The following is a 23,124-nucleotide window of genomic DNA, read 5'->3' as shown; positions in this document are numbered from 1 at the left end:
CAGGTTATCATCTCTATTCTGACTATTCTTCCTCACCAGGTTCCAGGATGCCGGCCTCCAAATAGTTGATGTATTGTCTTAGCTTATTGGCCGAGGCCCAACTGATATCCCCTTGCTCAAACATCGACTGCACCTCGTTGCGCTGGGCCTGAATGCCTTTGATGCGCAGTTCGTTTTTATGCTGGTTAAACACATCTTCATCTTCAATAGCGCCCATCGCCCCCGAATGTCCCTGTAGGCGCTTGATTAAATCCTTATACTGGGCTATTACCAAAATCGATTCCCGCCGATTCTCCTCATTGACTTGTGCCTCGACGGCTTCAAGCGCAGCTATGGAGGTCCGAAGTCTTGTCGCCTTCAGCTGTTCCATCGTTTCCGGTGGGAGGTCCAACGTTTTACGTTTGAGAAACTGCTTCGTAAACAGGCGGCGAATCCGAAAGAGCGATACAAGGACCTGCATTTTGAAACGGCCTGACATGACCATCTCCATTTGATTCATGACCTCTTGGATTTTGGACGCCAGTTCCCCGGTAATTTCACCGCGGTCCAGCATATTTTGGATTTCCCGCCGTTCCGCTTGCAGCCCCGCAAGCCTTAACTTCATCATTGCATTGTTCCTTTTCCGGTCGGACCACTCTTGCCCCCGCCCGTTTTGCAGCTGGATCAGTTGGCGGTGATAGCTCCCGAGCACGGATCTCGCCGCAGCTTCATTCTCCTCCCCGGTTGCCTCCTTTATCGCCTTGATACCGGCTTGGAGCATGGATATCCGGGCTTCCTGTTCGCGTTCGGCGACAGGATCGGCGCCTTCCTCAGGCCGTTTGGAGAGCAGCGGCAGCACCACGCTGGCAATAATCAGCGAGCACAGAATAACGCCGGCCGCCAGAAATATAATTAAATCCCGTTCAGGGAACGGACTTCCATCCTGAAGAAAATAAGGAATGGAGAACGCCGCAGCCAACGTGACCGCACCCCGGACGCCCGACAGGGATATGAGCACAAAGGACATTAGCTTCGGTCTACCCATGCTTTCCCCGCTGCCAAGCAGCCAAGAGCCTTCCCAGAATAAATACACCCATATAAATCTAAGCACGATCAGCCCCAAAGAAATCAGGCCAATAAATCCAAGTACCTGCAAATTGCTGTAATCCGGGCTTTGAAATATCGTTTCTGTCGCGCCTGGGATCTGCAGACCTAAAATGACGAATACGAGGCCATTTAAAATATACAGGATCACGGACCAGGTATTCTGCGATACCATCCGGAGTTCAGCCTGCATCGATTCGTTGCGGTCCCGTTCGATCGCATGGACGATCCCTCCGGCCACTACGGCCAAAATTCCGGAAAATCCGAGCTCCTCCGTCACCAGATAAATCACGAATGGCGTCAAAATCTGGATCAGCATATGTATCGTAACATCTTCCATACCAAGCCGCCGGATGAACATCCGCAGCCACACGATCAAAAAGGCGACCACAGCTCCGCAGATCAGTCCGCCGATCGCGATCCATAAGAAGCTGAGGGTAGCTTCGGTAATCGAAAATACCCCGGTGACCGTTGCCGCCACCGCAAATTTAAACGCAACCAGCCCCGAGGCGTCGTTCATCAACGACTCTCCTTCGAGCAGCCGCATTATGCCCTTAGGGAGATGGATTCTCCCCGCCAAGGCACTTACGGCCACAGCATCCGTCGGAGATAAAATGGCGGCGAGCGCAAAGGCCGCTGGCAGCGGAATGCTCGGAATAAGCCAATGAATCAGATATCCGCCCGCAAATACGGTGACAAACACCAAGCCAAGCGCGAGGAGCAGGATAGGGGCCCTCAGGTCCCACAACTCCTCCCGAGGCGTCCGCTTCCCGTCATTATAGAGCAGCGGGGCGATAAACAGCAGTAAGAACAGCTCGGAATTCAACGGCAAATGAATGCCGATCGGCAGCAAAGCTACCAAAGTACCTAATATGATTTGCAAAAGGGGGACCGGCACAAACGGAATAAACCGGTTCAGTACATTCGATACTCCAATCAATACAAGCATAGTGAGTACGATTTCAAATATTTCCAAAATACAGTTCCCCCTGCCGAAGTAAATATCAGTTGTGTTCGTCCCCGAATAAATCCATCTGCTTCGGAGGCAGTCCCGCCGTTTTCAGACCTAGAAGACTCATCATCTCCATCGCGTTTGGAGCGGCATCACCGCCGGAATTGTTATTAAAAATCATGCAAACTTCCCCGGTGCCCTTCTTTTCGAGGATGTCCAGCTTGTCCCGCCAATCCTCCAGCTCCTCCCGGTTATACCGGTAGAGATTGCGGACTTCCCGCCAATTCGGCGCACTCCCCTGCAGCCAGCCGCCCGTATTGCGCCCATGAAGCCGGACGATCGTCAATTCGGAATTTGTCGGCTCCAGGACTGCCGGGACAGAGCCCTGCCCGACCTGCGGTTCATCGCAAATTATGTGAATCCACCCCTCCTGCTTCATAAAAGAGAGCGTGTCCTCACGAACATTCGGTGCATACCAGCTCTGGTTCCGGAACTCGAGGGCCAGCGGCAAGGAACCCATCCACTTCTTTACGGCGCGAAGCTGCCGCACATTGTCCGGACTGCAATCAAACCAAGGGGGAAATTGAAACATCACGGCTTTCAGACGGCCCGACTCTACGATCGGCCGAATCGAATCGAGATAGGCTTGAAACATCTCCCCCGGCCCTCCGTAAGGATTCTTTCCCCTATTATGCCCGGTCATTCCCCGAAATGCCTTTAATATAAAAGTAAAATGCGGAGGCGTTTCTTCAAGCCACCGCCGATAAGTATGTTCACCAAGCACAGCGTAGAAGGAACTATCAACTTCCACGACCGGAAAATGCCTGGCGTACAGCGCCAGCTTCGCTTTTGCCGGAGTCCCGGGAGGATACAGCTCCTCATGATCTCCCCATCCGGTTAAACCAATTGTAATCATAGTACCCCGCCTTTCCGTAGGGAATAAGGTCAGATCACCTTATAGAGTTTGTTCTCTTACACATAGATTACCTGTTGGCCCGCCGCTTTAAGCAGGCGGTTCATCACGGCGGCGCCGAGTCCCTCCTGCGGACAGGACTCGGCCATAATAAAGGTGACGCCGCTGTCGTCAAAGCGGCGGAGCGCCGCGTAGAGACGATGCGCAGCCGTCTCCAGCGCCGTTAGGCTGCCGAGCGATAGCACGCAGTCGGCGCGGTAGAACGGGAGATGCTCGTCAAAGGCGAGCACGCCCGTTATCTCCCCGCGCGCCCGGGCCGCGTCGAGCTCGGCCTGGATGCGGTCCGCCACCCGCTCGGGGGCGGACCCGGACACTACACGCAGCGCACCGCGGGGTGCGTAGTGCGTGTACTTCATGCCGGGCGAGCGAGGCGCCGGCATGTCCTTGGCTTCGCTGTCGCCGCCAGCGTTTTGCAGGGCGGCGTCCAGCCGCACGCCGCCTTCGGCATGGCGGGCGAGCTGCTCGACCGTGATTCCGCCGGGGCGGAGCACGGTCACAACCCCGTCGTCGCCGGCCTCGACCACTGTCGACTCCACGCCCACCCCCGTGGGCCCGCCGTCGACAATGCCGTCGATGCGGCCGGCAAGATCATCGCCCACGTGGCCCGCCAGCGTGGGGCTCGGCCGCCCGGACCGGTTGGCGCTCGGCGCCGCCACCGGGCACCCCGCTGCGGCGATGAGCCGCAGCGCGATATCGTGGGCCGGCATGCGCACGGCCACCGTGTCCAACCCCGCCGTCACGCGAGGCGAGACGGCGCCGGGGGCCGCTGGCAGCACCAGCGTCAGCGGCCCCGGCCAGAATGCTTCCATGAGCCGGCGCCCCGTCTCGTTCACCGCGGTGACGAGACCGTCCAACTGGCTCATGTCCGCGATGTGTACGATCAGCGGATTGTCGGACGGCCGCCCCTTGGCGGCAAATATCGCCTCCACCGCCGCCGTGTTGCGGGCATCCGCCCCGAGTCCGTACACCGTCTCCGTCGGAAAAGCCACCGTTCCGCCCGCCGCAAGCACCTCTCCCGCTTCGGCCAACGATTGTTCAGCGGCAATAACCTTTGAATCCTCTAAAACATTAGCACCCTGGCCAGCTTCATCATTCACCAAGGCAGTCACATCCCATAAACGGGTAGAACGTCTATTTTCAAAACCTGCATCTTCCATCATCTTGTCTCCCATAACAGTTGATCATCCCAAACTTTTCAAAGATATACTCTCTATTATAACAACCCTCACTTAAAGTTAGCCACCTTCAGCAGAGCCGCTCGTCTCACATTCAACTCAGTAGTCGTACCTTCCTCCCCTTAACATCCGCTCCAGATCCTCCCGGACCACTCCCCATCTCCCCCCAATATAAAAGAACCGCACAGGCTATCCCCGCACGGTTCACTTCACAAAGATTTCTTATGAGAACAAGCCCACGATCCAGTTCCACAGCTTCACCAGCATATCCCACAAAAAGAACCGAACTTCCGTCTCCTCCGGGTCAACCTGATTAACCCCCTCGGCACCAGGACCTGTCTGGGACGACGCTGTCTTCACTTCGCCTTTACCGGACGATGTTTGCTTAGCAGACTTCGCGTCCGCCCCGGCCTTTCCCTTGTCCGCTTTGCTTTGCAGCGCATCCCCGCTGCCGGCATCCACAAAACATAACGGCGGGAACAACACACACCACCAGTTCTTGCCCTTTCCTTCTCCAAGCGTTACCCGCAACGCCTCATAATCACCCGCCGGGTACACGGCACTGCCGTACATTTTCGTCGGAAAAGGCACCACCGCCAACTCGACCTTGTAACTATATTTTTTGCCGCTACCGGCCAGCGTCTTCCCTACCAGGCCTTCAATTTCATCCATATGATCACGAATGACGCCGCGCGCCGCATCCAAACTTTGTGGATTATCCAGCTCGGTCACCCAGCCGTCGATCTGCTTAATCACCGCATCCCTTACGCGGCGTTTAACGACCTGATCCCCCGCTTTATCCGAATTGGCCAAAATCCGCAGCCGGATCGACTCCTGAGGAATCCGGCCTTCGGCTGCCGCCGAATCTATTTTTTGTCCCTCCCAGGACATCATCAATATCATAATACTAAATATAATAAGAGCTACTGTTTTGCCTCTGCTCGTTTCCGTTCCCTTGCCATTCCCATTCCCAGCTTCCCGCATCGTCGCTACTCCCTTCTCCATCCCCTGATGTCTATCAGTATGTCCGGTTAAAAGAGAGCTAAACCTATTAATCTATTAAAAATTTATTAACCATAACCTTACTCATATCTTTACTCATAACCTTTATACGCAACCCTTTCTTCTATCCATTCATTACAATTCATTCCTTACTCTAAACTGCTCCATTAAATGAAGCAGCGGCAGAACAAGACTCAATAATTGAAGTCTTAAACTGCCGCTGTTGTTGTTTAACTAATGTTACCTGTTAGTTCAATGAAAAAGTAGTCATATTGGGGGCTACTCGCTACTCTGCTCAAGTACGCTGTTCGGTTAAATACGTCCCGTTTATTTTAATTTTCTGCGTAACGTGCCTGGAGCTTTTGTTTGTGCGATTTTAGGATATCCTCAAGCGATATATCATATTTATTTGCGATCACAATGAGATTTCCTAAAACATCTCCAAGTTCTTCCGTTAATTCGGTTTTATTTTCTTGAAATGTGCCTGCAACCTCATCCGGACGATCCCTGCCAATCTCTAATGCACGAATTGCACGAGCTACTTCCCCGGTTTCCTCAGCAAGAAAACCAATACGGACAAATATATCTAAGTCTGACCAGTTGCGATTCTTGTAATATTCCTTCACCCATTGTTGAAATTCAATAATATCCATGTTTCCCTCCAACATACCAAGATTGCTCCATCTCAAACAATTTTATCGATTGATCCCCCGGCCTCCCTACCTGGGGCAATTCAATCAACACGCTTCACATTTCACCGTCCTCCCGAGGTAGACAAATCGTCAAAATGTCCACCTAAAAGTGGACATTACGCATATTTACACGCCCGCCAACAATCATCAACATCTAGTATACCAGACATTCCAACGTACTATATATAGAAATGTTAATCCGAGGTGAGGTATATCTCTTTCGGAGAAGAGTGTCCACTCTTTGAAAGACAAATCTTCATATTGTTCCACCGTGGGAGGACACAAGTACTTCATTGAATTTGGACTCCGTTTTTGGACTCCGCCCGTTTCCAGGTTCGATTCTTTTTTTCTAAGGATGTAATAATAAACACTATTAAAAAACGGCAATCCCCAGAGGAATCGCCGCTTTCAACTATCGGTTTTGCGTTTTTAGTTTGGTGAAACGGGAGGCAGGCATCTGCTGCTCCTCGTCGGTTTCATGACCGTGAATGCGAATGCTCATCGCGACTCCGATGCAGGCCATATTGATCATCAGCGAGGTTCCTCCGTAACTGATGAAAGGGAGGGTGATCCCGGTGAGGGGCATCAGACCGATAAACATGCCGATGTTTTCGAAAATCTGGTACAGAAACATCGCTACGATCCCCACGATAAGGAACGGTCCGCCGCGATCCCGGCACTCCAGTGAAATGAGAATTAGCCTGTGTATCAGTACAAAATAGATCAGCAGCAGCACCGAGCTGCCCAGGAAGCCGAATTCCTCGGCGATTACTACGAAGATGGAGTCGGAATAGGTTAGAGGCACGCGTTCGGACTGAACGGTCTCTCCTTTTAAGTAACCTTCTCCGGTCATACCGCCTGATGCGATCGCCAATTTGGCGTTCCGTGTGTGATAAATGGCTTTTTCGGTCGCTTTTTCCGGTACCAGCCAAGGGTCAATCCGTTCAATCCAGTGTTCGCGCCCGATATCTACAAAGAAGGTGTACACCTTGTCATGATACACTTTATACGCGGTAATCCCGCCAAAAACCGAGCCTGCAAAGATCACCAATGCAATCAGGGCATGCATGTATTTAATGTTACCGATCCACAGCATTCCCGCCAAAATCACCAAATAACTGAGGGCGTTACCGAGGTCATTTTGCGCCATTACGACTAGAAACGGAATGAATGTAATCAATAGAATTGGCACGACGTCCCGCCAAAACGACAACCTTGGCTTCCGCTTGCGGAGCAGCATGAAGGAAAGAAACAGAATCAGCAGCAATTTGAAAAATTCGGCCGGCTGAAAACTGAGTCCCCCCGGCAGGGTAAGCCATCCGGTCGCGCTGTAATACGTATTACCGATGAAAAATACTACGATAAGCAATCCGACCCCGAACAGGTAAATGTAGGGCGAATACTTGATAAATAGTTTGAAGTCGATCAGGGAAAAGGCAAAAAACGCCGCAAATCCAAGCAGATAGTATACGCCCATCCGTATATGATATCCGTGGTAAGCCGTATTCGATGTGGCGCTATAGAGTACCGCGATGCTGATGCCCATAAGGAGCAACAGGATGAACACGATCGTGTAGTCGATTTTTTTAAGTTTGTTAAGCATTACTTCCCGTCCTCCGCCATCCGATTTTTCCTTCGACCTGAGTAAACAGGCATCCATCCTTCGTTCTCCAACCAGCCGAACAAATAGTTTACCTTCTCATTGTAAAGGAAGACTCCCGCTAAAGTCTATTGGACGATGACACCAGTCCTAATTACCCCTGTTTGCACAGAAAAAAGACACCGCCCGTCAGGCGATGCCTATCACATGCCGGTCAATCCCCGCGAGGTCCGTAACCGTGACGATCTCGCGCCAGCAGCCGGCTTGGCGCAGCAGCTCTGCAACATCGCCGGCCTGCCCCATCCCGAGCTCAAAGCCGATCAGGCGGGGCGGACGAGGCAGCAGCGGAAGCTGCGCCATCATGACGCGGTAAGGCGCGAGCCCGTCTGGGCCGCCGTCAAGCGCGCCGCGCGGCTCGTAGTCGCGCACCTCGGGCTGCAGGTGCGCGATGGTATCCGCCGGTATGTAAGGCGGATTACTGACCACAATGTCCAGCGGCTCGCCGGTGAACGGTTCAAGCAGGTTCCCCTGCTTGAACGCCACGTCCAGGCCGAGCCGCCGGACATTCGCTGCCGCCACGTCCAGCGCTTCCGGCGAGATGTCACTCGCCGATACGCGCCATGACGGGCGCAAATGGGCCAGCGCGGCTGCAATCGCGCCGCTGCCGGTACCGATGTCGGCGGCCAGCGGGGCGCCGCCGGGCCACAGCGAATCGCCGATCTGGACGATTCGCTCCACGAGCAGCTCCGTTTCCGGGCGGGGAATCAGCACGGACGGCGTGACCTTGAAGGTCAGGCCGTAAAAATCCTGTTCCCCGATAATGTACTGCGCCGGCTCGCCCGCCGCTTTGCGGCGGATCACTGCCTCCCAGGCGTCTCTATGATCCGCCGGGAAGGGATCGCGCAGCGCGGCCAAATACGCCGCGCCTTCCAACCCCAAAACATGGCGGAGCAGCAGCTCCGCATTGAAATCCGGCTCGTGCACGCCCCGAGCCGCTAAAAAAGAAGAAGCCTCTCTACGGGCTTCTGAAATATTAACCTCTCCTGATAACACATATCCGTTACCGTCAGGCATGTTATTCTCCTTTGTCCATCAGTTCGGCCTGTTCCGCAATCGTCAGCGCCGAAACGATTTCCTCGATCTCTCCGTTCATGACCTGATCGAGCTTGTGCAGCGTAAGACCAATCCGGTGGTCGGTCACCCGGCTTTGCGGGAAGTTATAGGTACGGATCCGCTCACTGCGGTCCCCGGTTCCCACTTTGCTCTTCCGCTCCCCGGCATACTTTGCCTCTTCCTCCTGGCGCATCATATCCGAGATCCGGGCGCGAAGCACCTGCAACGCTTTCTCTTTATTGGAGTTTTGCGATTTGCCGTCCTGACACGTTGCCACAATGCCCGTCGGAATGTGCGTTACCCGCACCGCCGATTTCGTCGTGTTGACGGACTGGCCGCCCGCGCCGCTGGAGCAGAACGTATCTACGCGGATGTCCTTGTCGAGAATTTCAATGTCGACTTCTTCGGCTTCCGGCATGACCGCCACCGTCGAGGTCGACGTGTGAATCCGTCCGCCGGATTCCGTCGACGGAATCCGCTGTACCCGGTGGGCGCCGCTTTCGTATTTCATTTTGCTGTAAGCGCCGCGTCCGTTAATCATGAAAATAACCTCTTTGAAGCCGCCAAGGTCACTTTCATTCACATCCATGATATCCACTTTCCACCCTTGGGTGTCGGCAAAGCGGGTGTACATTCGGTACAGGTCGGCTGCAAACAAAGCCGCCTCGTCCCCGCCGGCAGCGCCGCGGATTTCCACGATTACGTTTTTATCGTCATTCGGGTCCTTCGGCAGCAGCAGAACATGGATTTTCTCCTCCAGTTCCTGCTGGCGTCCGGAAAGGTCCTCGATTTCCATCTTCACCATTTCGCGCATGTCATCGTCAAGCTTCTCGGCCTGCATCGCTTTTGCGGCATCCAGCTCTTCCATGACCTGCTTGTATTCAGTGTACGCCTCATAAGCCGGCTGTAAATCCGATTGTTCTTTAGAATAATCCCGCAGCTTCTTCGTATCGTTCGCCACGTCGGGATCGCAGAGCAGCTCGCTCAGCTTCTCATAACGGTCGGCCAGGGATTGTAGTCGGTCCAACAAGGAAATCACCTCTTTCTTCATAAGCAAGTCGAAAACATCGTCGTCACATCCGCACTTCAAAATCCAGGTCGGACGACTTTATATTATACCATGAGAATATTATTTTGAACAGAATAGCTTTCACTGGCAGTTTTTAATGATTCTTCGTCGGAAATGATGTAAAATAATCTAACATCAAATCCCCATTAAGCAAGGAGGGATCTTTCATGGACATGTTGGATTTGAAAGTATTCATTGCCGTAGCCGAAAACGGAAGTATGCGTAAAGGCGCAGAAATGGTCGCCTTGACCCAACCGGCTGTCAGCTTACGCATTGCCGGGCTCGAGAACGAGCTGAGCGCCCCGCTCTTTCTCCGTACCCGATCAGGAGCGCTCCTGACAGAGGCGGGACGCAAATTTTATTTTTACGCCCAATACGCCCTCAGTGCGCTCGAAGTGGGACAGCAGAAAGTCCGGCAAATTGCGCCTCCCTCTGCGGATGGCCATTTGAACATAGGCATCGTAGAATCACTGAGCCATATCATGTTACCTGCGATCGTTCAAACGATGAAAAGCCAAGACGCCGTCTCCTCTTGGAAAATCAGCACTGGAGAATCACTTGACCTTGCTTTGCGCGTCACCTCCGGGGAGCTGGACCTTGCTTTTATCAACCATGAATTCTCGCCCCTCCCCCATATAGAAACGGTCAAACTGTTTGAAGAACCTCTCGTCTTCATCGGGCCCAGACAACCCAATTTCCCCCGGTTCCGCAGCCTGTCGACTTATCTGCAGGAGGTGCCTTTCATTCTGTTAAAAAGACAAATGCCGCTGCGCGAATTGCTGGAGTCCCACTTGTTCGAGTCACTGCGGATGCATCCCCGCAAGCTCATCGAGGTGGATACGTCATCCCTGATCCGGCAGATGGTGGCCCAGGGTAGCGGTTGTTCCTTTTTACCCGTTTCATCTCTTTGGCCAAGTCATCATGAAGTACCTATCGAACGCATCCAGCTTGATGAAGTCTGTCTGAAGCAAAAGTTTTATTGCGCTTATCCCCTGCATATCTCCAAGCAACTTCAGCAATTCCTTCAACCCTTAAAGGCTCAGATTCTCGAGCAAGTCGGTAATTTCCGCCGCAACGACACCTCTTATCCCAATCAAATATGAAGTAATATGTGTTAGGTTTATGTACATAAACCTAACATTTAAATTCCTTATCACCCACTTTGTGTGAGATATATTACTATACACTTAACACAGAGGAGGTGGCGATGATGAACGCTTATAAAATGGAACTGGAGAACGTGAGTAAAACCTATCTCGGGACTGATGGAAATCCGGTAAACGCATTAGGACCGATCCATATGCAGATTCCGAATCACCGCTTTATCAGTATCGTCGGTCCGAGCGGCTGCGGCAAATCCACATTGTTCAACATTATATCCGGCCTGGTAGAAACGTCCGATGGAGCCATCTATGTTGGGGGCAACCGGGTTGACGGACTCACCGGAATCACCGGCTATATGCTGCAAAAGGATTTACTCTTGCCCTGGCGTACCATTCTCGACAATGTCATTCTCGGTCTTGAAATCGAAGGCATCCCAAAAAAAGAGGCGAAAGCCAAGGCCTTGCCCCTTCTTTATAAATACGGGCTAAAAGGGTTTGAGCATCATTATCCCGCGCAGCTTTCCGGGGGGATGAGACAGCGGGCCGCCCTGCTTCGCACGATCATGTATGACCGCGAAATCATTTTGCTGGACGAGCCTTTCGGCGCGCTCGACGCGCAGACGCGGGCTATGATGCAGGAGTGGCTTCTGGATTTATGGGACGACTTTCAAAAGACGATTTTGTTCGTTACCCACGATATGGAGGAAGCCATCTATTTGTCGGATGAGGTGTATATTATGACTTCCCGCCCCGGCACCATCAAACGGCATTTAATGATCGACCTTCCGCGGCCGCGCAAGCCGCAAATTATTACTTCCCCGCAATTTATCGAGTTGAAGGAAGAAGCGCTGCGTACGCTTTCCGAAGAAACGATGCGCGCTTATCAGCAGGAATCCGCCGGTTAAACCGGTTTGGTCTAACTATGAAAGGAGTGAGGACATTGTCACATGAAGCTGAAGCGGTAAGCAGTCGCGGCGGAGGCATATCCGCCGGAATCAAGACTCCACGTCCCAAATCAAATTGGTTGAAACATGAAATGGCCGTGCCCAAACCGTGGGCCGTAAATGTCGGCCGGTTCGCCCTGTTTATTATCATGTTATTGCTCTGGGAAATCGGAGCCCGGTCCGGACTCATTAATTCATTCTTTTGGAGCCAACCGGTGGAAATCGCCCGTACCTGGTGGATCGGCGTTCAGACTGGTGCCGTCTGGCAGGACACCCTGTATACGTTTCGTTCGACCGTCATTGGATTTGTACTCGGCACCTTAGGCGGAACCCTGCTTGGACTATCCTTCTGGTGGTCCAAATACTATGCCCGGATTAGCGAGCCGTTCATCATCATGTTTGAGGCGATGCCGAAACTTGCCTTGGCTCCGATCATCGTCCTTGTGTTTGGGATCGGCATCGGCTCCAAGATTGCCATGGGCTTCGCGATAACCGTCGTGATCACCACTCTGACGACATACAACGGCGTGCGCAGCGTAGATAAAGATCTTGTACGCATGGTTTACTCGCTCGGAGCATCCCGGATGCAAGTATTCCGTAAGGTCATCGTCCCGACGGCCATTCCTGCTATGATCTCTGCACTTCGAATCAATATCGGGCTCGCGCTGACTGGAGCCATTGTCGGTGAATATATCGGCTCCGAGCGCGGGCTGGGCCGGATGATCTTTTACGCCGGTCAGACCTACGAGATCAGCCTCATTTGGGCTAACATCTTTAATCTGTCCATCTTGTCCATGCTATTGTACGTACTGATCGGCAAGCTTGAATCCTTGCTGCTCAAAGGGTTTATGCACCAGAAATAAAAGGTTCCATACAAAATAAAGAGGATTTTGGGGAGGAATCAGCCATGCGTCAAAAACACCGTTTATCCCGAATCACGCTTACCTTGGCTCTAGTAGCGATATTCGTCATCATTACCGCCTGCGGCGGCAGGAGCACGGCATCTTCCGGGCCGGACACCGCTGTACCGGCCAAAGCTGCGGGCAATACCAAAGAGCTGATTATTGCCGAACCGGTGCATAGCACGGGTTATCTCCCGCTTTATATCGCGATCCGCAAAGGGCTGTTTGAAGACATCGACGTTAAGGTGGTCACCCTGTCCGGCGGAAGCGCCCATACGAACGCAGTTCTCACGGACCAGGCCTTCGGCTTCATCGGCGGGCCGGAGCATAACGCTTTTGCCAAAGCCAAAGGCGCTGAACTCCGCGCCGTAGTCAATATCGTCAACCGCGGCAATGTTTATCTTGTAGCCCGCTCCGGGCTCGACCCCGGCACGGACATCGCCGCCTTTATGAGAGGCAAATCCGTGGCCGTAACCCAATACGGCGGAACACCCAACTCCATCATCCGCTATTTGGCTAAGGAGTGGGGATATGAGCTGGATAAAGATATCACGCTGAAGGAGGTGGATAGCGGAGCAATTCCGGCAATTTTGCAGCAGGGGCAGGGCGATGTGGCCGTCGTTACCGAGCCGATCTTAACCCAGGGCATTCAAGAGGGCATTTGGGGCGAGCCTTTTTACAACGTCCCCCAAGAGCTGGGCCCTTACGCTTATTCAACAATTAACATCAAGCAAGACAGCATAACAAAGGATCCTGAAACCGTGCAAAAGTTCGTTACCGGCATTCAAAAAGGACTGGAATTCTTACAAGATAATCATGAGGAAAGCATGGAAATTGCGAAACAAGAATTCCCTACCATGGCAGAGGATCTGCTGAAAACTACATTAAATCGATCCTATGAAGATGAGATGTGGGAATTCTCCGGACAAATCAGCGAAGAGGCCGTTACTACCGGTTTAGCGGTCGTACGCGCTGCAGGGCTTTTGAAAACCGACACCATCGAATATGCGGATATTATCGATATGCAGTTTGTAAAATAATTTAACTTTTCAAGGAGGTTATAAGTCATGCGGATTTGGGACTCTTTTTTAACGGAACGGGACAAGCAGGTTTTCGGCGGTGCGGGTTATAACGCCAAAGGAGGATTCGGCAAAAGGCCTGCCCTCCTGGTTATTGACGTCAGCTACGCCTTCTGCGGGCATATCAAGGAGCCGGTGCTTGACTCTATCAAGACCTGGCGTAACAGCTGCGGTGAAGAAGCCTGGAACGCGATCCCGTACATTCAGAAGCTGCTCGGAGCAGCCCGGGAGCAGCATATCCCGGTATTCTATTCCACCGGTATCGACCGGCGCCCCGACGGTTTTGACGGGGGCGGCTGGAACCGCAAGAACACCCGCTCCGAAGATAACTCAGGCGTCCCCGGCTATGGCGGCAATGAGATCGTACGTGAAATTGCTCCTCAGCCAAGCGATATCGTGATCGAGAAACTGAAGCCCTCTGCCTTTCACGGTACTCCGCTGGTCGGCTTTCTCACCGACCTTGGCATCGACACCCTGTTGGTTTGCGGCACAACGACCGGCGGCTGTGTCCGGGCCAGCGTCATCGACGCTTTTTCTTACAACTTCAATGTCGGCGTTGTGGAAGAATGTACGTTCGACCGCGGTCAGGCCTCACATGCGATCAACCTGTTTGATATGAACGCCAAGTACGCCGATGTGATCAGCACCGAAGAAGCGGTGAATTACCTTAATCAGACCGAAACAGGATTGTTCGATCACAAAATCAATTTCAACGCTGTTCCTCATCCCCAAGTCACAGCTTGATCCCGCCAGGAATGAATCCAACACGGAGCCCTCTCCCACGGGGCTCCGTGTTCTTTGTCGCAAAAACTAGGAGGTACGGCCATGTCCATGCACCGATTGCCCCAATTATCATCTTCTCGTTACAGTCCACTCTGGATCTCAATTTCTTGCGGCCTGTACTGGTTCGCCTTTTCATTGACCCGCCCGATCATTTCCCTGTACGCCTCTTCCCTTGGCATGGAAGGGATCGGAATCGGCGCCGTATTGGCCGTATATTCCCTGATGCCCCTGATCGCCGCGATCCCCGGCGGCCTGATTGCCGACCGGCTTGGGCGCACCTTCGTGCTTCGTACCGGTGCCTTGACCATGCTAGCCAGCGGATTGCTGTACTGGCTCTCCTCCGGCCCGGGGCTGTTAGCCCTCGCTCAGCTTCTGGCCGGTCTTGGTCAAATGGCGGTTTGGCTAGCGGTTCAGGTGCTGATTACCGAAGGTCCCAAACAAGGCAGCGAGAGCAGGTTCGCAACGTTCTCCCTATATATGGCGCTGGGCCAGATGATAGCCCCTGTCTTGTCAGGCTTCTTATCGGATCATTATGGATATTCCTTGGTCTTCGCAGGATATACCCTTACCAGTCTCCTGCTCACTTTAGCCGCCTGGCGATGCAAAGAAACCGCTCCCGACACCACGGAATCGGCCGCAACGGAAATACCCGAGCCTGCCCCTTTAACCATGCGTGCTAAAATGGCAGTCCTTTTTCAACAATGTTCGTCCTTGCTGAAGAACCGCTACTTCGTCGTTATTTTAATGACCACATTCATTTCCTTGTTCATTCTGGACATACGAACGACCTACTTGCCGATCCAGCTTCAATCGCTAGAAATGTCGAACACCAGGGTCGGGCTGCTGGTCTCAGCCGGGGCGCTGTCCGCCGTATTCGTCCGCCCGATTTATCCATGGCTGATGGCCAGGCTGCCCTTCTCCCGGCTGCTGATCTTAACCTATGCCGTCTCGCTACTGTTGTTGTTTATTACTCCATTGCTGACTAACTATTACTCTTTAATGGCGCTTGTTCTGGTCACAGGCCTGGCACTCGGCATCAATCAGCCGATGACCCTTTCCATGATCGCAAGATCGACCGCCCCCGAAGAACGCGGGCTCGGCATCGGACTGCGGCTCATGGCCAATCGGGCCGCCCAGTTAATGAACCCACTGCTGTTCGGTGTATTCACTTCATTCGCGAATCTCGGAACTGCCTTTTTGCTGGTGGGATTATTTCTGCTGCTTAGCTGTTCATTCACGGTGTGGTTGTATTCCACCACAGAAGCTGGACGAGATAAGGCTGCCCGGTACACGAAAAAGGGGGACTCGCCCCCAGGCGAACCGGCGGGCGGCGTACCCGGTAGAACACAAGAAACCGCATCCGGCTGTGAAACTCCAGGAATATCTCCAACGGTCATTCCGCCGGCCCGCTGAGCGCGGAATAACTAAAACAACCCCCGTGTTCGATAATGAACCGGGGGTTGTCTGGTACGCCTATTATTTAAACGTTAAACCGGAAATGCATGACGTCTCCGTCCTGAACAACATACTCTTTGCCTTCCAGGCGAAGCTGTCCGCGTTCCTTGGCGGCGTTCATGGAACCTGCAGCCATCAAATCGTCATAGGATACTACTTCCGCTCGGATAAAGCCGCGTTCGAAGTCGGAGTGAATAACTCCGGCCGCTCCCGGCGCTTTCGTCCCTTTGCGGATCGTCCAGGCGCGTACTTCCTGTACGCCGGCCGTGAAATACGTATACAGGCCGAGCAGGCGATAAGCCGCCTGGATCAAACGATCCAACCCGGAGGCTTGCAAGCCGAGCTCCTCAAGGAACATAGCCTTGTCCTCGCCTTCCAGCTCGGCGATTTCCGCTTCCACTTTAGCGCTGATCGGAACGACTTCGGCATTCTCACCGGCCGCAAATTCGCGAACCTGCTGCACGAACGGATTGCTGTCCGCTTCGGTAACACCGTCCTCGCTCACGTTGGCCGCATACAATACCGGCTTGAGCGTCAAAAGATGGAGGTCGCGGACGATCAGCTTCTCATCGTCGGACAACTCTACGCTACGAGCGGGCTGGTCGTTATACAGAGCTTCTTTGATGCGCTCGAGAACTTCCACTTCCTGCGCATATTGCTTGTTGCCGCCCTTCATATTTTTGCGGGAACGCTCGATCCGCTTCTCGACGCTGTCCAGGTCCGCCAAAATCAGTTCCAGATTAATCGTCTGGATATCGCTGATCGGGTTGATTTTGCCGTCGACGTGCGTGATGTTCTCATCTTCAAAGCAGCGGACTACATGCACAATCGCGTCCACTTCACGGATGTGAGCCAAAAATTTGTTGCCGAGGCCCTCGCCTTTGCTGGCGCCGCGGACAAGACCCGCAATATCCACAAATTCAAAAGCGGTAGGCACCGTCTTGTTAGGGACGACCAGCTCGGTCAGCTTGTCGAGACGCTCATCCGGCACTTCAACCACGCCGACGTTCGGATCGATCGTACAAAACGGATAATTTGCGGATTCCGCCCCCGCTTGGGTAATTGCATTAAACAACGTGGATTTCCCGACATTCGGAAGGCCCACGATTCCTGCTTTTAAAGCCATATCTATGACAACTCCTCATTCTTGTAATTGCTCATCTTCTTCAACCATAGTACCTATCCCCCGGCCAGATTTCAAGGACATCTCCAATTTTACAGCTAAAAGTTTATGTTCAAAAAGTCGGCTTTTTGAACATGAGTACCGGACTTCGAGGGTCAACGCAAGATTCGATGTCGATTCAACTGCTTGAAACACTTCGTGATCAAAAGATGATTTTTTGAACAAACTTTAAAAAGGGTACCAAAACTTCTCCGCCCAGAACCCCTTTAGCAGGATAGCCGCCACTAATAGCAGTACGCAGAGGAGCAGCATCCATTTGTCGCTGCGCGACATTGGCATGCCCATGTACCAGGTTCGCTTGCTTCCGGTACCGAAGCCGCGCAAATCCATGGCATTCGACACCGACTCAATATGCTGGAGAGAAGATTGAAGCAGCGGTACGACGACCAGGGATAAATTCTTCATCCTGCGCCACAAATTACCGTCGCCGCGCGAGATGCCCATCCCCCGCATCTGCATCGCGTTCAAAATATTTTTGAACTCCTGTGTCAGGTCCGGGATATACCGGAAGGCGATGCTTACCGCGTAGGCCATTTTATAATGAACGCCCAATTTATTAAGGCTGGCCGCGAACCGGCTCGGATGGGTCGTGAAAATGAACAGCATCGTAACCGGCAGCAGCGTTAAATATTTGGCGGACAAAGTAAGTACGTAAAAGAGCGTCTCCGCGTTGATCGTATCGTACCCCACCGGAATCAGCGGCGTGTTGCTGCCGGTCAGGGTAGAGCCGAATCTCGGCGTAATGATCAGAATAAAAATGCTGTTGATTAACGTGAACACCATTAGCACCCAGAATAATAACGCCATCCGCCGGAACGGAATCCGCGATAGGAGCAGCATGCCGATTCCCGCAGAGAGCATAACGGCGAATATCCGGAGGTCCAGGAACAGGAAGGTCGACACCGTCCAGGTCAAAAGAAGAATCAGCTTCACGGCTCCGTCCATCCGGTGGAATAGGGAATCTCCCTCAACAAACAGATTTCCCGCTTTACTCATCGGCTTCCTTCACCTTCTTCTCGGCTTCGATAAAAGCTTGCACGAACCCGGACGGGGAGGATAACCCCCACGCCTTCGCAAAGCGCGACAAGCTGGTCTCCCGCAGGCGGGCCCGTCCCGTCACCTCGCTGTCCGAGAGAATCCGGGGCACCGTATCGGCGGCGATAATTTCCCCCTCCGCCATAACGACGGCCCGGTCCGCATACTCCAGCGCCAGGTGCATATCATGCGTGATGAACAAAAAGGCCATCCCTCGGCCGGCCAACCCGTCGATAAAATCCATGAACTCGGTATAATGACGGTAATCCTGGCCCGCCGTGGGCTCGTCAAGAATCATCAGCTTCGGCTCCAATGCCAGAATGGACGCAATGGTCAGCCGTTTCTTCTGTCCAAAACTCAACCCGGAAACCGGCCAGTTGCGATAAGGATACAGCCCGCAAGTGTGCAAGACTTCATCGATTCTCCGCTCCCGCTCCGGGGAAAGTACGCCCCTCGCCGTAAGACCGAGCGCAATCTCGTCGCGAATCATGTGCTGGGTGATCATATGATTCGGATTTTGCATCACATAACCGATTTCTTCGCCTCTTTGCCGGATACTCCAACGGCTTAAATCCTCACCGCGAATCGTAATCGTCCCGGATTTCGGCTTCAAAATGCCGGTAATGAGCCCGGAAAGCGTGGACTTCCCCGCCCCGTTGCTCCCGAGCAAGGCCAGCCGCTCCCCTTCCGAAATCGAGAAGGAGACATTTCGAACGACATCAGTTCGACCGCGGCCATAAGCAAAGGAAATATCCTTCAGTTCGAGCAACGGGGCCCCCGAGAGACGCCCCGTGGCAGGTTCCACTCGCTCCGCCCAGGCCTCCAGCCGGCTTCGGATCTCGGTCTCCCCGAGATATTCGCTGCCTTCCGGAAGATTCCCGTCCCCTGCAAGAGTAACGACTCCTTCCGGCGTGGCAAGACTCTTGAGCCCGCTAATCGGAACACCGGCATATTCCAATGCGTTCAAATACAGCGGCTGCCTCAAGCCGTGACGTGCCAGCACTCCTTCTCTAAGCAGTTCCTCGGGTGTACCGATCGCGGCGATTTCCCCTTCACTCATCACGACGATCCGGTCGATCGGCTGGGCAAGAACATCTTCAACCCGGTGTTCGATAATAATGACCGTTTTACCTTCGCGCCGATGAATGTCCTCGATCAATTGCATCGCCCTTACTCCGCTGGCCGGATCCAAGTTGGCCAGCGGCTCATCGAAAAGCAGAATGTCCGCGCGGGTCGACAGCACTCCCGCTAGAGAGACACTCTGCTTCTGTCCTCCGGACAAATCATGCGGGCCCTGTTCCTCATAAGCCAGCATGCCGACTAGATCCAGAGCGGTGACGACTCGTGCCTTCATGACCGACTGAGCCACTTGTTCATTTTCCATTTGGAAGGCTGTATCTTCCCCGACGGTTTGACCGACAAACTGGGCATCCGGGTTCTGCAAAATGGTGCCCACGCTGCGGCTCCGCTCGAAGATTCCCTGCTCTGATACTTCAAGACCGCCTATGTATAAATTGCCCGAAACCTCGCCCCCGTAGGAAAAAGGAATTAGCCCATTGATGCAATGGGCTAAGGTTGATTTGCCGGAGCCGCTCGGCCCGGCAATCCAGATTTTCTCCCCGGGCGAAATGTCCAGGTAGATGTTCTTCAGGATGGGTTCGGATTGGCTTTTGTAACGAAAACTGAAATTTCGAAATGAAATCGCCGGCTGCATATTCGCTGGTTTCTCCTATCTTTCCACCGTTAAATTCGTATTGTTCCGGTTGCGCTTGGCATACGCCCACACTGCGGGAATGCCGAGAATTACGAAAACCGCGGTATTGGCCAATCCGGCGGTTACCGTTTGAATGATGATTTTATCGTTCGGCTCTCCCATGACGTAAATATCGAACAATCCCGAGAAAGCCAGGGAAACGAAAATCCCGACCAAACCATAGATCAAGAACCGGACCACATGGCCCTTCCGGATCTCCCCGTCCTGCGGGTTGAACCCCTTGGACAAATAAATCAGACCCATAAAGGCCGCCGTTATCCCCGATCCCAACGCCCAGCCCCACCAAACGGTGCCGCTCGTAAGGAAATCGTTGATCACATGGCCGATGAGCCCGGCCACAAAGCCGACCACCGGTCCGAACAATGCCCCGAAGATCGCAAGCAGCGCTACTGCCGGACGAAGCTGCGTATCCGGCGCAATCGGAATGCCGATCCAGCTTGTCGCTCCGTATAACGCCGCCCCGATCCCGATGGTGACCACTGTCCGCGTATTCCATTTCCAAATCGATGACTTCATAACGTTTCCCCCTTTGTCTGAAGCTTGCTAACTTCAATATAATGGGAATGTTTCAGAAACGCAATGAAAAATTCACTGTAATCTTCCCGGATTTATATGATTAATTTATTTACACCTCACGCCGCACCAGCCGCGGCGTATTCCGCAGCGCCGAAACGGTCCCGGCGCCGATCCCGAACATGGCGGTGCGAAGCTCCAGCTCGACTCGCTCCAAGAGCGCATCGAGCCGCTCCTCCGAATGCACCGCCGGTTCCAGCAGCGCTCGGCCGAACCCGGCCAGATCCGCGCCAAGCGCCAGCGCTTTGGCGGCGTCCACGCCGGTGTTCAGGCCCCCGCTGCCTATAAGGGCGGCATCCGGCGCCGCCGCCCGCACTTCGCGGATGCATTCGGCGGTGGGGATGCCCCAATCCGCGAATGCTTCCGCAGCCGCACGCCGCACCGGGTCGGCGCTGCGGAACTTCTCGACCTGGCTCCAGGAGGTTCCGCCGGCGCCGGCCACGTCAATGAAGGCTACGCCCGCTTCGCGGAGGCGTCTCGCCGTACCTCCGTCGATGCCCCAGCCGACTTCCTTGACGCCGACGGGAACCGGCAGCGCCCGGCACACTTCCTCAATGCGGGCGAGCAAACCGCCGAAGCCGGTATTTCCTTCCGGCTGGAACACCTCTTGCAGGCTGTTCAAATGCAGCACAAGCATGTCCGCTCCGGCAATATCGACCGCGCGCTGGCATTCCGCCGCGCCGAAGCCGTACCCGAGCTGGACCGCGCCCAAATTGGCGATGATCGGGATGCTCGGCGCCTTGCGCCGGACCGCGAACGTGGGAGCCAGCTCCCCGCGTTCTACGGCGGCGCGGACCGAGCCGACTCCCATCGCCCAACCCCGCCGCTCCGCCGCTTCCGCCAGGCGGTCGTTAATCTCCCCGGCGAGCTTGCTTCCGCCGGTCATCGAACTGATCAGCAGCGGCGTGTGTACAGCCGCGCCGAGAAAGACCGTCTTCAAGCTGACCTCGTCAAAGTTCAGCTCCGGCAGCGCGTTGTGGCGGAACCTGTATTTTTCAAATCCTGTAGTAATCCCTTCACCGCCAACCTGTTCTTCCAGACAAAGACGAATATGCTCGGATTTGCGCCCGGATGTATCTCCCATCTTCGTTCCTCCTTCTAACGTAAATCTCAGTTTTTACTTCCTCTATATAAACCTTGGACTCATCAAACTGACCCCTTCGCTATATAACCCGCTACCAACTGGCCGGACAAGGTGACGAAAGGGACGCCCCCGCCGGGATGCGTCGTGCCTCCCGCATACCAGAGACCCCTTATATCCCGGCTGCGGTTGCCGGGCCTCTTCAGTTCCTGCATAAAACTGTGTGAAGCAAGCCCGAACATGCCTCCCTTATAGGAGTATGTATCCCGTGCCAAATCGACCGGCGTATACCGGGCGAGTTCATGCTCTTGGACCAAATCGTTTAATCCGTGCTGTCTTAATGTGGAGAATACCGTTCTGGAGTAAGCTTCCCCTTCCCGCTCCCAATCCCATTCCCTCGATAAATAAGGGGTATGGGTCATGATAAACAAGTTGCTGCAGCCTGGAGGGGCCGCCCCTTCCTCCGAATAGGAAGAATTGCAAATGTATACCGACGGGTGGGTCGGCGGACGACGTCTGGAGAAAATATCATGAAATTCATTCTCGTAATTTTCAGAAAAGAACACAGTGTGATGATGGAGCCGGTCTAACCGGACCGGTACCCCCGCGAGCTGGACAAAGGCCGACAGGGAGGGCTCGAAGGTGGAAATCAGACGATCGGTCATGGAGGGGCGGTCCTTCTCCTCCAGCAATCTTTTGCTAAGAGAAAGCGCATCCCCATTGACGATGACCAGCGGGGATTCATAATCGCCCTTCGTAGTTTCAATCCCTCTAACATTACGGTCGACCACGCGGATTCGGGTCACTTCTACGCCAGTCTCAATTTCAACGCCCAGTTCTTCCGCCAGACGCTTCATCGCTTCGATCAACTGGTAGGTTCCCCCGCGGACCGTATATATCCCCTGATCGGCTTCACAGCTTGCCAGCATGCCGCACAAGGATGAAACCTTGAACGGGGAAGAACCTACGCGGGCGGCATATCTTCCGAACATTGCGAGCGTATTGGGATGGCTGAAATGCCGGCGAAGCTGGCGATTCAAAGAATGGTGAAGCTCCGGTACCAGCAGGCTCATGAGTATTCTGGGCCACCATTTATCCAAACCATTAAGCGGAAGCCGGGTGAGGATATGTTCACTGGCGTAACGGAGCATCTGCCGAGACTCCTGAATAAACGCAGGATAGTGCAAGGCGTCCTCCGGGCTATAGGTGCCGATTTGATGCTGCATAAATTCCACGTCCCCGGTCAAATCAACGACATTCCCGTCGGCAAACACACTGCGCGACCTAGGCTCAAGCGGAATCAGCCGTACATAATCATTCAGGTCCCGGCCAGCCCGGCGGAACAGATTTCGAAAAACATGCGCCATTTCAATCGTTGTAGGTCCCCTGTCAAAACGGTACCCGTCGATCAAGACCCGCTGTAACTTGCCGCCAACGCTAGGTTGGCGCTCCAGCACGGTTACCCGGAATCCCCTGATAGCCAACTCAATGGCGCAGGACAGGCCTCCAAAGCCCGCCCCGACAATCAACGCTTTTCTATCCATCTGTACAAC

General features: G+C 53.8%; 20 protein-coding genes. 6 read left to right on the top strand and 14 right to left on the bottom strand.

What is annotated here, in order from left to right; genetic code table 11:
- Nucleotides 1–22 precede the first annotated feature (22 nt).
- The 8 genes from KJS57_RS02810 to prfA all read right to left on the bottom strand — a co-directional run bounded on the left by KJS57_RS02810 (nt 23) and on the right by prfA (nt 9,620).
- Nucleotides 23–2,059, bottom strand: coding sequence for a Na+/H+ antiporter (locus KJS57_RS02810; protein ID WP_213653684.1), 2,037 nt, complete (start codon nt 2,057–2,059; stop codon nt 23–25).
- Nucleotides 2,060–2,087: 28 nt separating this feature from the next.
- Complete coding sequence (locus tag KJS57_RS02805; protein WP_213653683.1) at nt 2,088–2,951, bottom strand: DUF72 domain-containing protein; 864 nt, start codon at nt 2,949–2,951, stop codon at nt 2,088–2,090.
- A 56-nt stretch (nt 2,952–3,007) separates the two neighbouring features.
- Nucleotides 3,008–4,180 (bottom strand): L-threonylcarbamoyladenylate synthase, encoded by a 1,173-nt coding sequence (locus KJS57_RS02800; RefSeq protein WP_244861358.1) that lies wholly within the window; start codon nt 4,178–4,180, stop codon nt 3,008–3,010.
- 225 nt (nt 4,181–4,405) lie between these two features.
- Nucleotides 4,406–5,086: a stage II sporulation protein R gene (spoIIR, locus tag KJS57_RS02795; RefSeq protein WP_247681854.1), complete on the bottom strand. Its 681-nt coding sequence runs from the start codon at nt 5,084–5,086 to the stop codon at nt 4,406–4,408.
- 431 nt (nt 5,087–5,517) lie between these two features.
- Nucleotides 5,518–5,838, bottom strand: a complete 321-nt coding sequence (locus KJS57_RS02790) for a MazG nucleotide pyrophosphohydrolase domain-containing protein (RefSeq protein WP_213653681.1) — start codon at nt 5,836–5,838, stop codon at nt 5,518–5,520.
- Nucleotides 5,839–6,289: 451 nt separating this feature from the next.
- Nucleotides 6,290–7,480, bottom strand: coding sequence for an FtsW/RodA/SpoVE family cell cycle protein (locus KJS57_RS02785; protein ID WP_211022690.1), 1,191 nt, complete (start codon nt 7,478–7,480; stop codon nt 6,290–6,292).
- Nucleotides 7,481–7,666: 186 nt separating this feature from the next.
- Entirely contained in the window at nt 7,667–8,551 is an 885-nt protein-coding gene (gene prmC, locus KJS57_RS02780; protein WP_213653680.1) for a peptide chain release factor N(5)-glutamine methyltransferase, read from the bottom strand.
- A gap of 1 nt (nt 8,552) precedes the next feature.
- Nucleotides 8,553–9,620, bottom strand: coding sequence for a peptide chain release factor 1 (prfA, locus tag KJS57_RS02775; protein WP_213653679.1), 1,068 nt, complete (start codon nt 9,618–9,620; stop codon nt 8,553–8,555).
- Between the two features lie 206 nt (nt 9,621–9,826).
- Between prfA and KJS57_RS02770 the strand changes: the two genes are divergently transcribed.
- The 6 genes from KJS57_RS02770 (at nt 9,827) to KJS57_RS02745 (ending at nt 15,883) form a co-directional block, all read left to right on the top strand.
- A complete protein-coding gene (locus KJS57_RS02770) occupies nt 9,827–10,762 on the top strand; it encodes a LysR family transcriptional regulator (protein WP_213653678.1) in 936 nt (311 codons plus the stop codon).
- A 107-nt stretch (nt 10,763–10,869) separates the two neighbouring features.
- Nucleotides 10,870–11,667, top strand: a complete 798-nt coding sequence (locus KJS57_RS02765) for an ABC transporter ATP-binding protein (RefSeq protein WP_213653677.1) — start codon at nt 10,870–10,872, stop codon at nt 11,665–11,667.
- A gap of 26 nt (nt 11,668–11,693) precedes the next feature.
- Nucleotides 11,694–12,569, top strand: a complete 876-nt coding sequence (locus KJS57_RS02760) for an ABC transporter permease (RefSeq protein WP_373316697.1) — start codon at nt 11,694–11,696, stop codon at nt 12,567–12,569.
- 44 nt (nt 12,570–12,613) lie between these two features.
- The gene (locus KJS57_RS02755) at nt 12,614–13,648 is read left to right on the top strand and encodes an ABC transporter substrate-binding protein (RefSeq protein ID WP_213653675.1); all 1,035 of its coding nucleotides are present in this window, start codon (nt 12,614–12,616) and stop codon (nt 13,646–13,648) included.
- 27 nt (nt 13,649–13,675) lie between these two features.
- Nucleotides 13,676–14,431 carry an isochorismatase family protein gene (locus KJS57_RS02750; protein ID WP_213653674.1) on the top strand — a complete coding sequence of 252 codons (756 nt, stop codon included), beginning with the start codon at nt 13,676–13,678 and terminating at the stop codon, nt 14,429–14,431.
- A gap of 81 nt (nt 14,432–14,512) precedes the next feature.
- The gene (locus KJS57_RS02745) at nt 14,513–15,883 is read left to right on the top strand and encodes an MFS transporter (protein ID WP_213653673.1); all 1,371 of its coding nucleotides are present in this window, start codon (nt 14,513–14,515) and stop codon (nt 15,881–15,883) included.
- A 67-nt stretch (nt 15,884–15,950) separates the two neighbouring features.
- Here the strand turns inward: KJS57_RS02745 and ychF are convergent, their stop codons facing one another.
- From ychF to KJS57_RS02715, 6 genes are all read right to left on the bottom strand, one after another.
- A complete protein-coding gene (gene ychF, locus KJS57_RS02740; protein ID WP_211022692.1) occupies nt 15,951–17,051 on the bottom strand; it encodes a redox-regulated ATPase YchF in 1,101 nt (366 codons plus the stop codon).
- Between the two features lie 225 nt (nt 17,052–17,276).
- Complete coding sequence (locus tag KJS57_RS02735) at nt 17,277–18,104, bottom strand: energy-coupling factor transporter transmembrane component T family protein (protein ID WP_213653672.1); 828 nt, start codon at nt 18,102–18,104, stop codon at nt 17,277–17,279.
- Nucleotides 18,097–19,857: an ABC transporter ATP-binding protein gene (locus KJS57_RS02730; RefSeq protein WP_213653671.1), complete on the bottom strand. Its 1,761-nt coding sequence runs from the start codon at nt 19,855–19,857 to the stop codon at nt 18,097–18,099. The genes KJS57_RS02735 and KJS57_RS02730 overlap by 8 nt, the downstream gene beginning before the upstream one ends.
- Before the next feature lie 15 nt (nt 19,858–19,872).
- Nucleotides 19,873–20,433: an ECF-type riboflavin transporter substrate-binding protein gene (locus tag KJS57_RS02725; RefSeq protein WP_211022695.1), complete on the bottom strand. Its 561-nt coding sequence runs from the start codon at nt 20,431–20,433 to the stop codon at nt 19,873–19,875.
- 109 nt (nt 20,434–20,542) lie between these two features.
- Nucleotides 20,543–21,574 carry a type 2 isopentenyl-diphosphate Delta-isomerase gene (fni, locus tag KJS57_RS02720; protein ID WP_213653670.1) on the bottom strand — a complete coding sequence of 344 codons (1,032 nt, stop codon included), beginning with the start codon at nt 21,572–21,574 and terminating at the stop codon, nt 20,543–20,545.
- Nucleotides 21,575–21,636: 62 nt separating this feature from the next.
- Nucleotides 21,637–23,115: a phytoene desaturase family protein gene (locus KJS57_RS02715; protein WP_213653669.1), complete on the bottom strand. Its 1,479-nt coding sequence runs from the start codon at nt 23,113–23,115 to the stop codon at nt 21,637–21,639.
- Nucleotides 23,116–23,124: the final 9 nt, after the last annotated feature.

It is taken from the genome of Paenibacillus vini, from assembly GCF_018403325.1.
GTDB lineage: Bacteria > Bacillota > Bacilli > Paenibacillales > Paenibacillaceae > Fontibacillus > Fontibacillus vini.
Note: the sequence above shows the minus strand (reverse complement) of the source record. Positions and strands in the feature narration are given on the sequence as shown.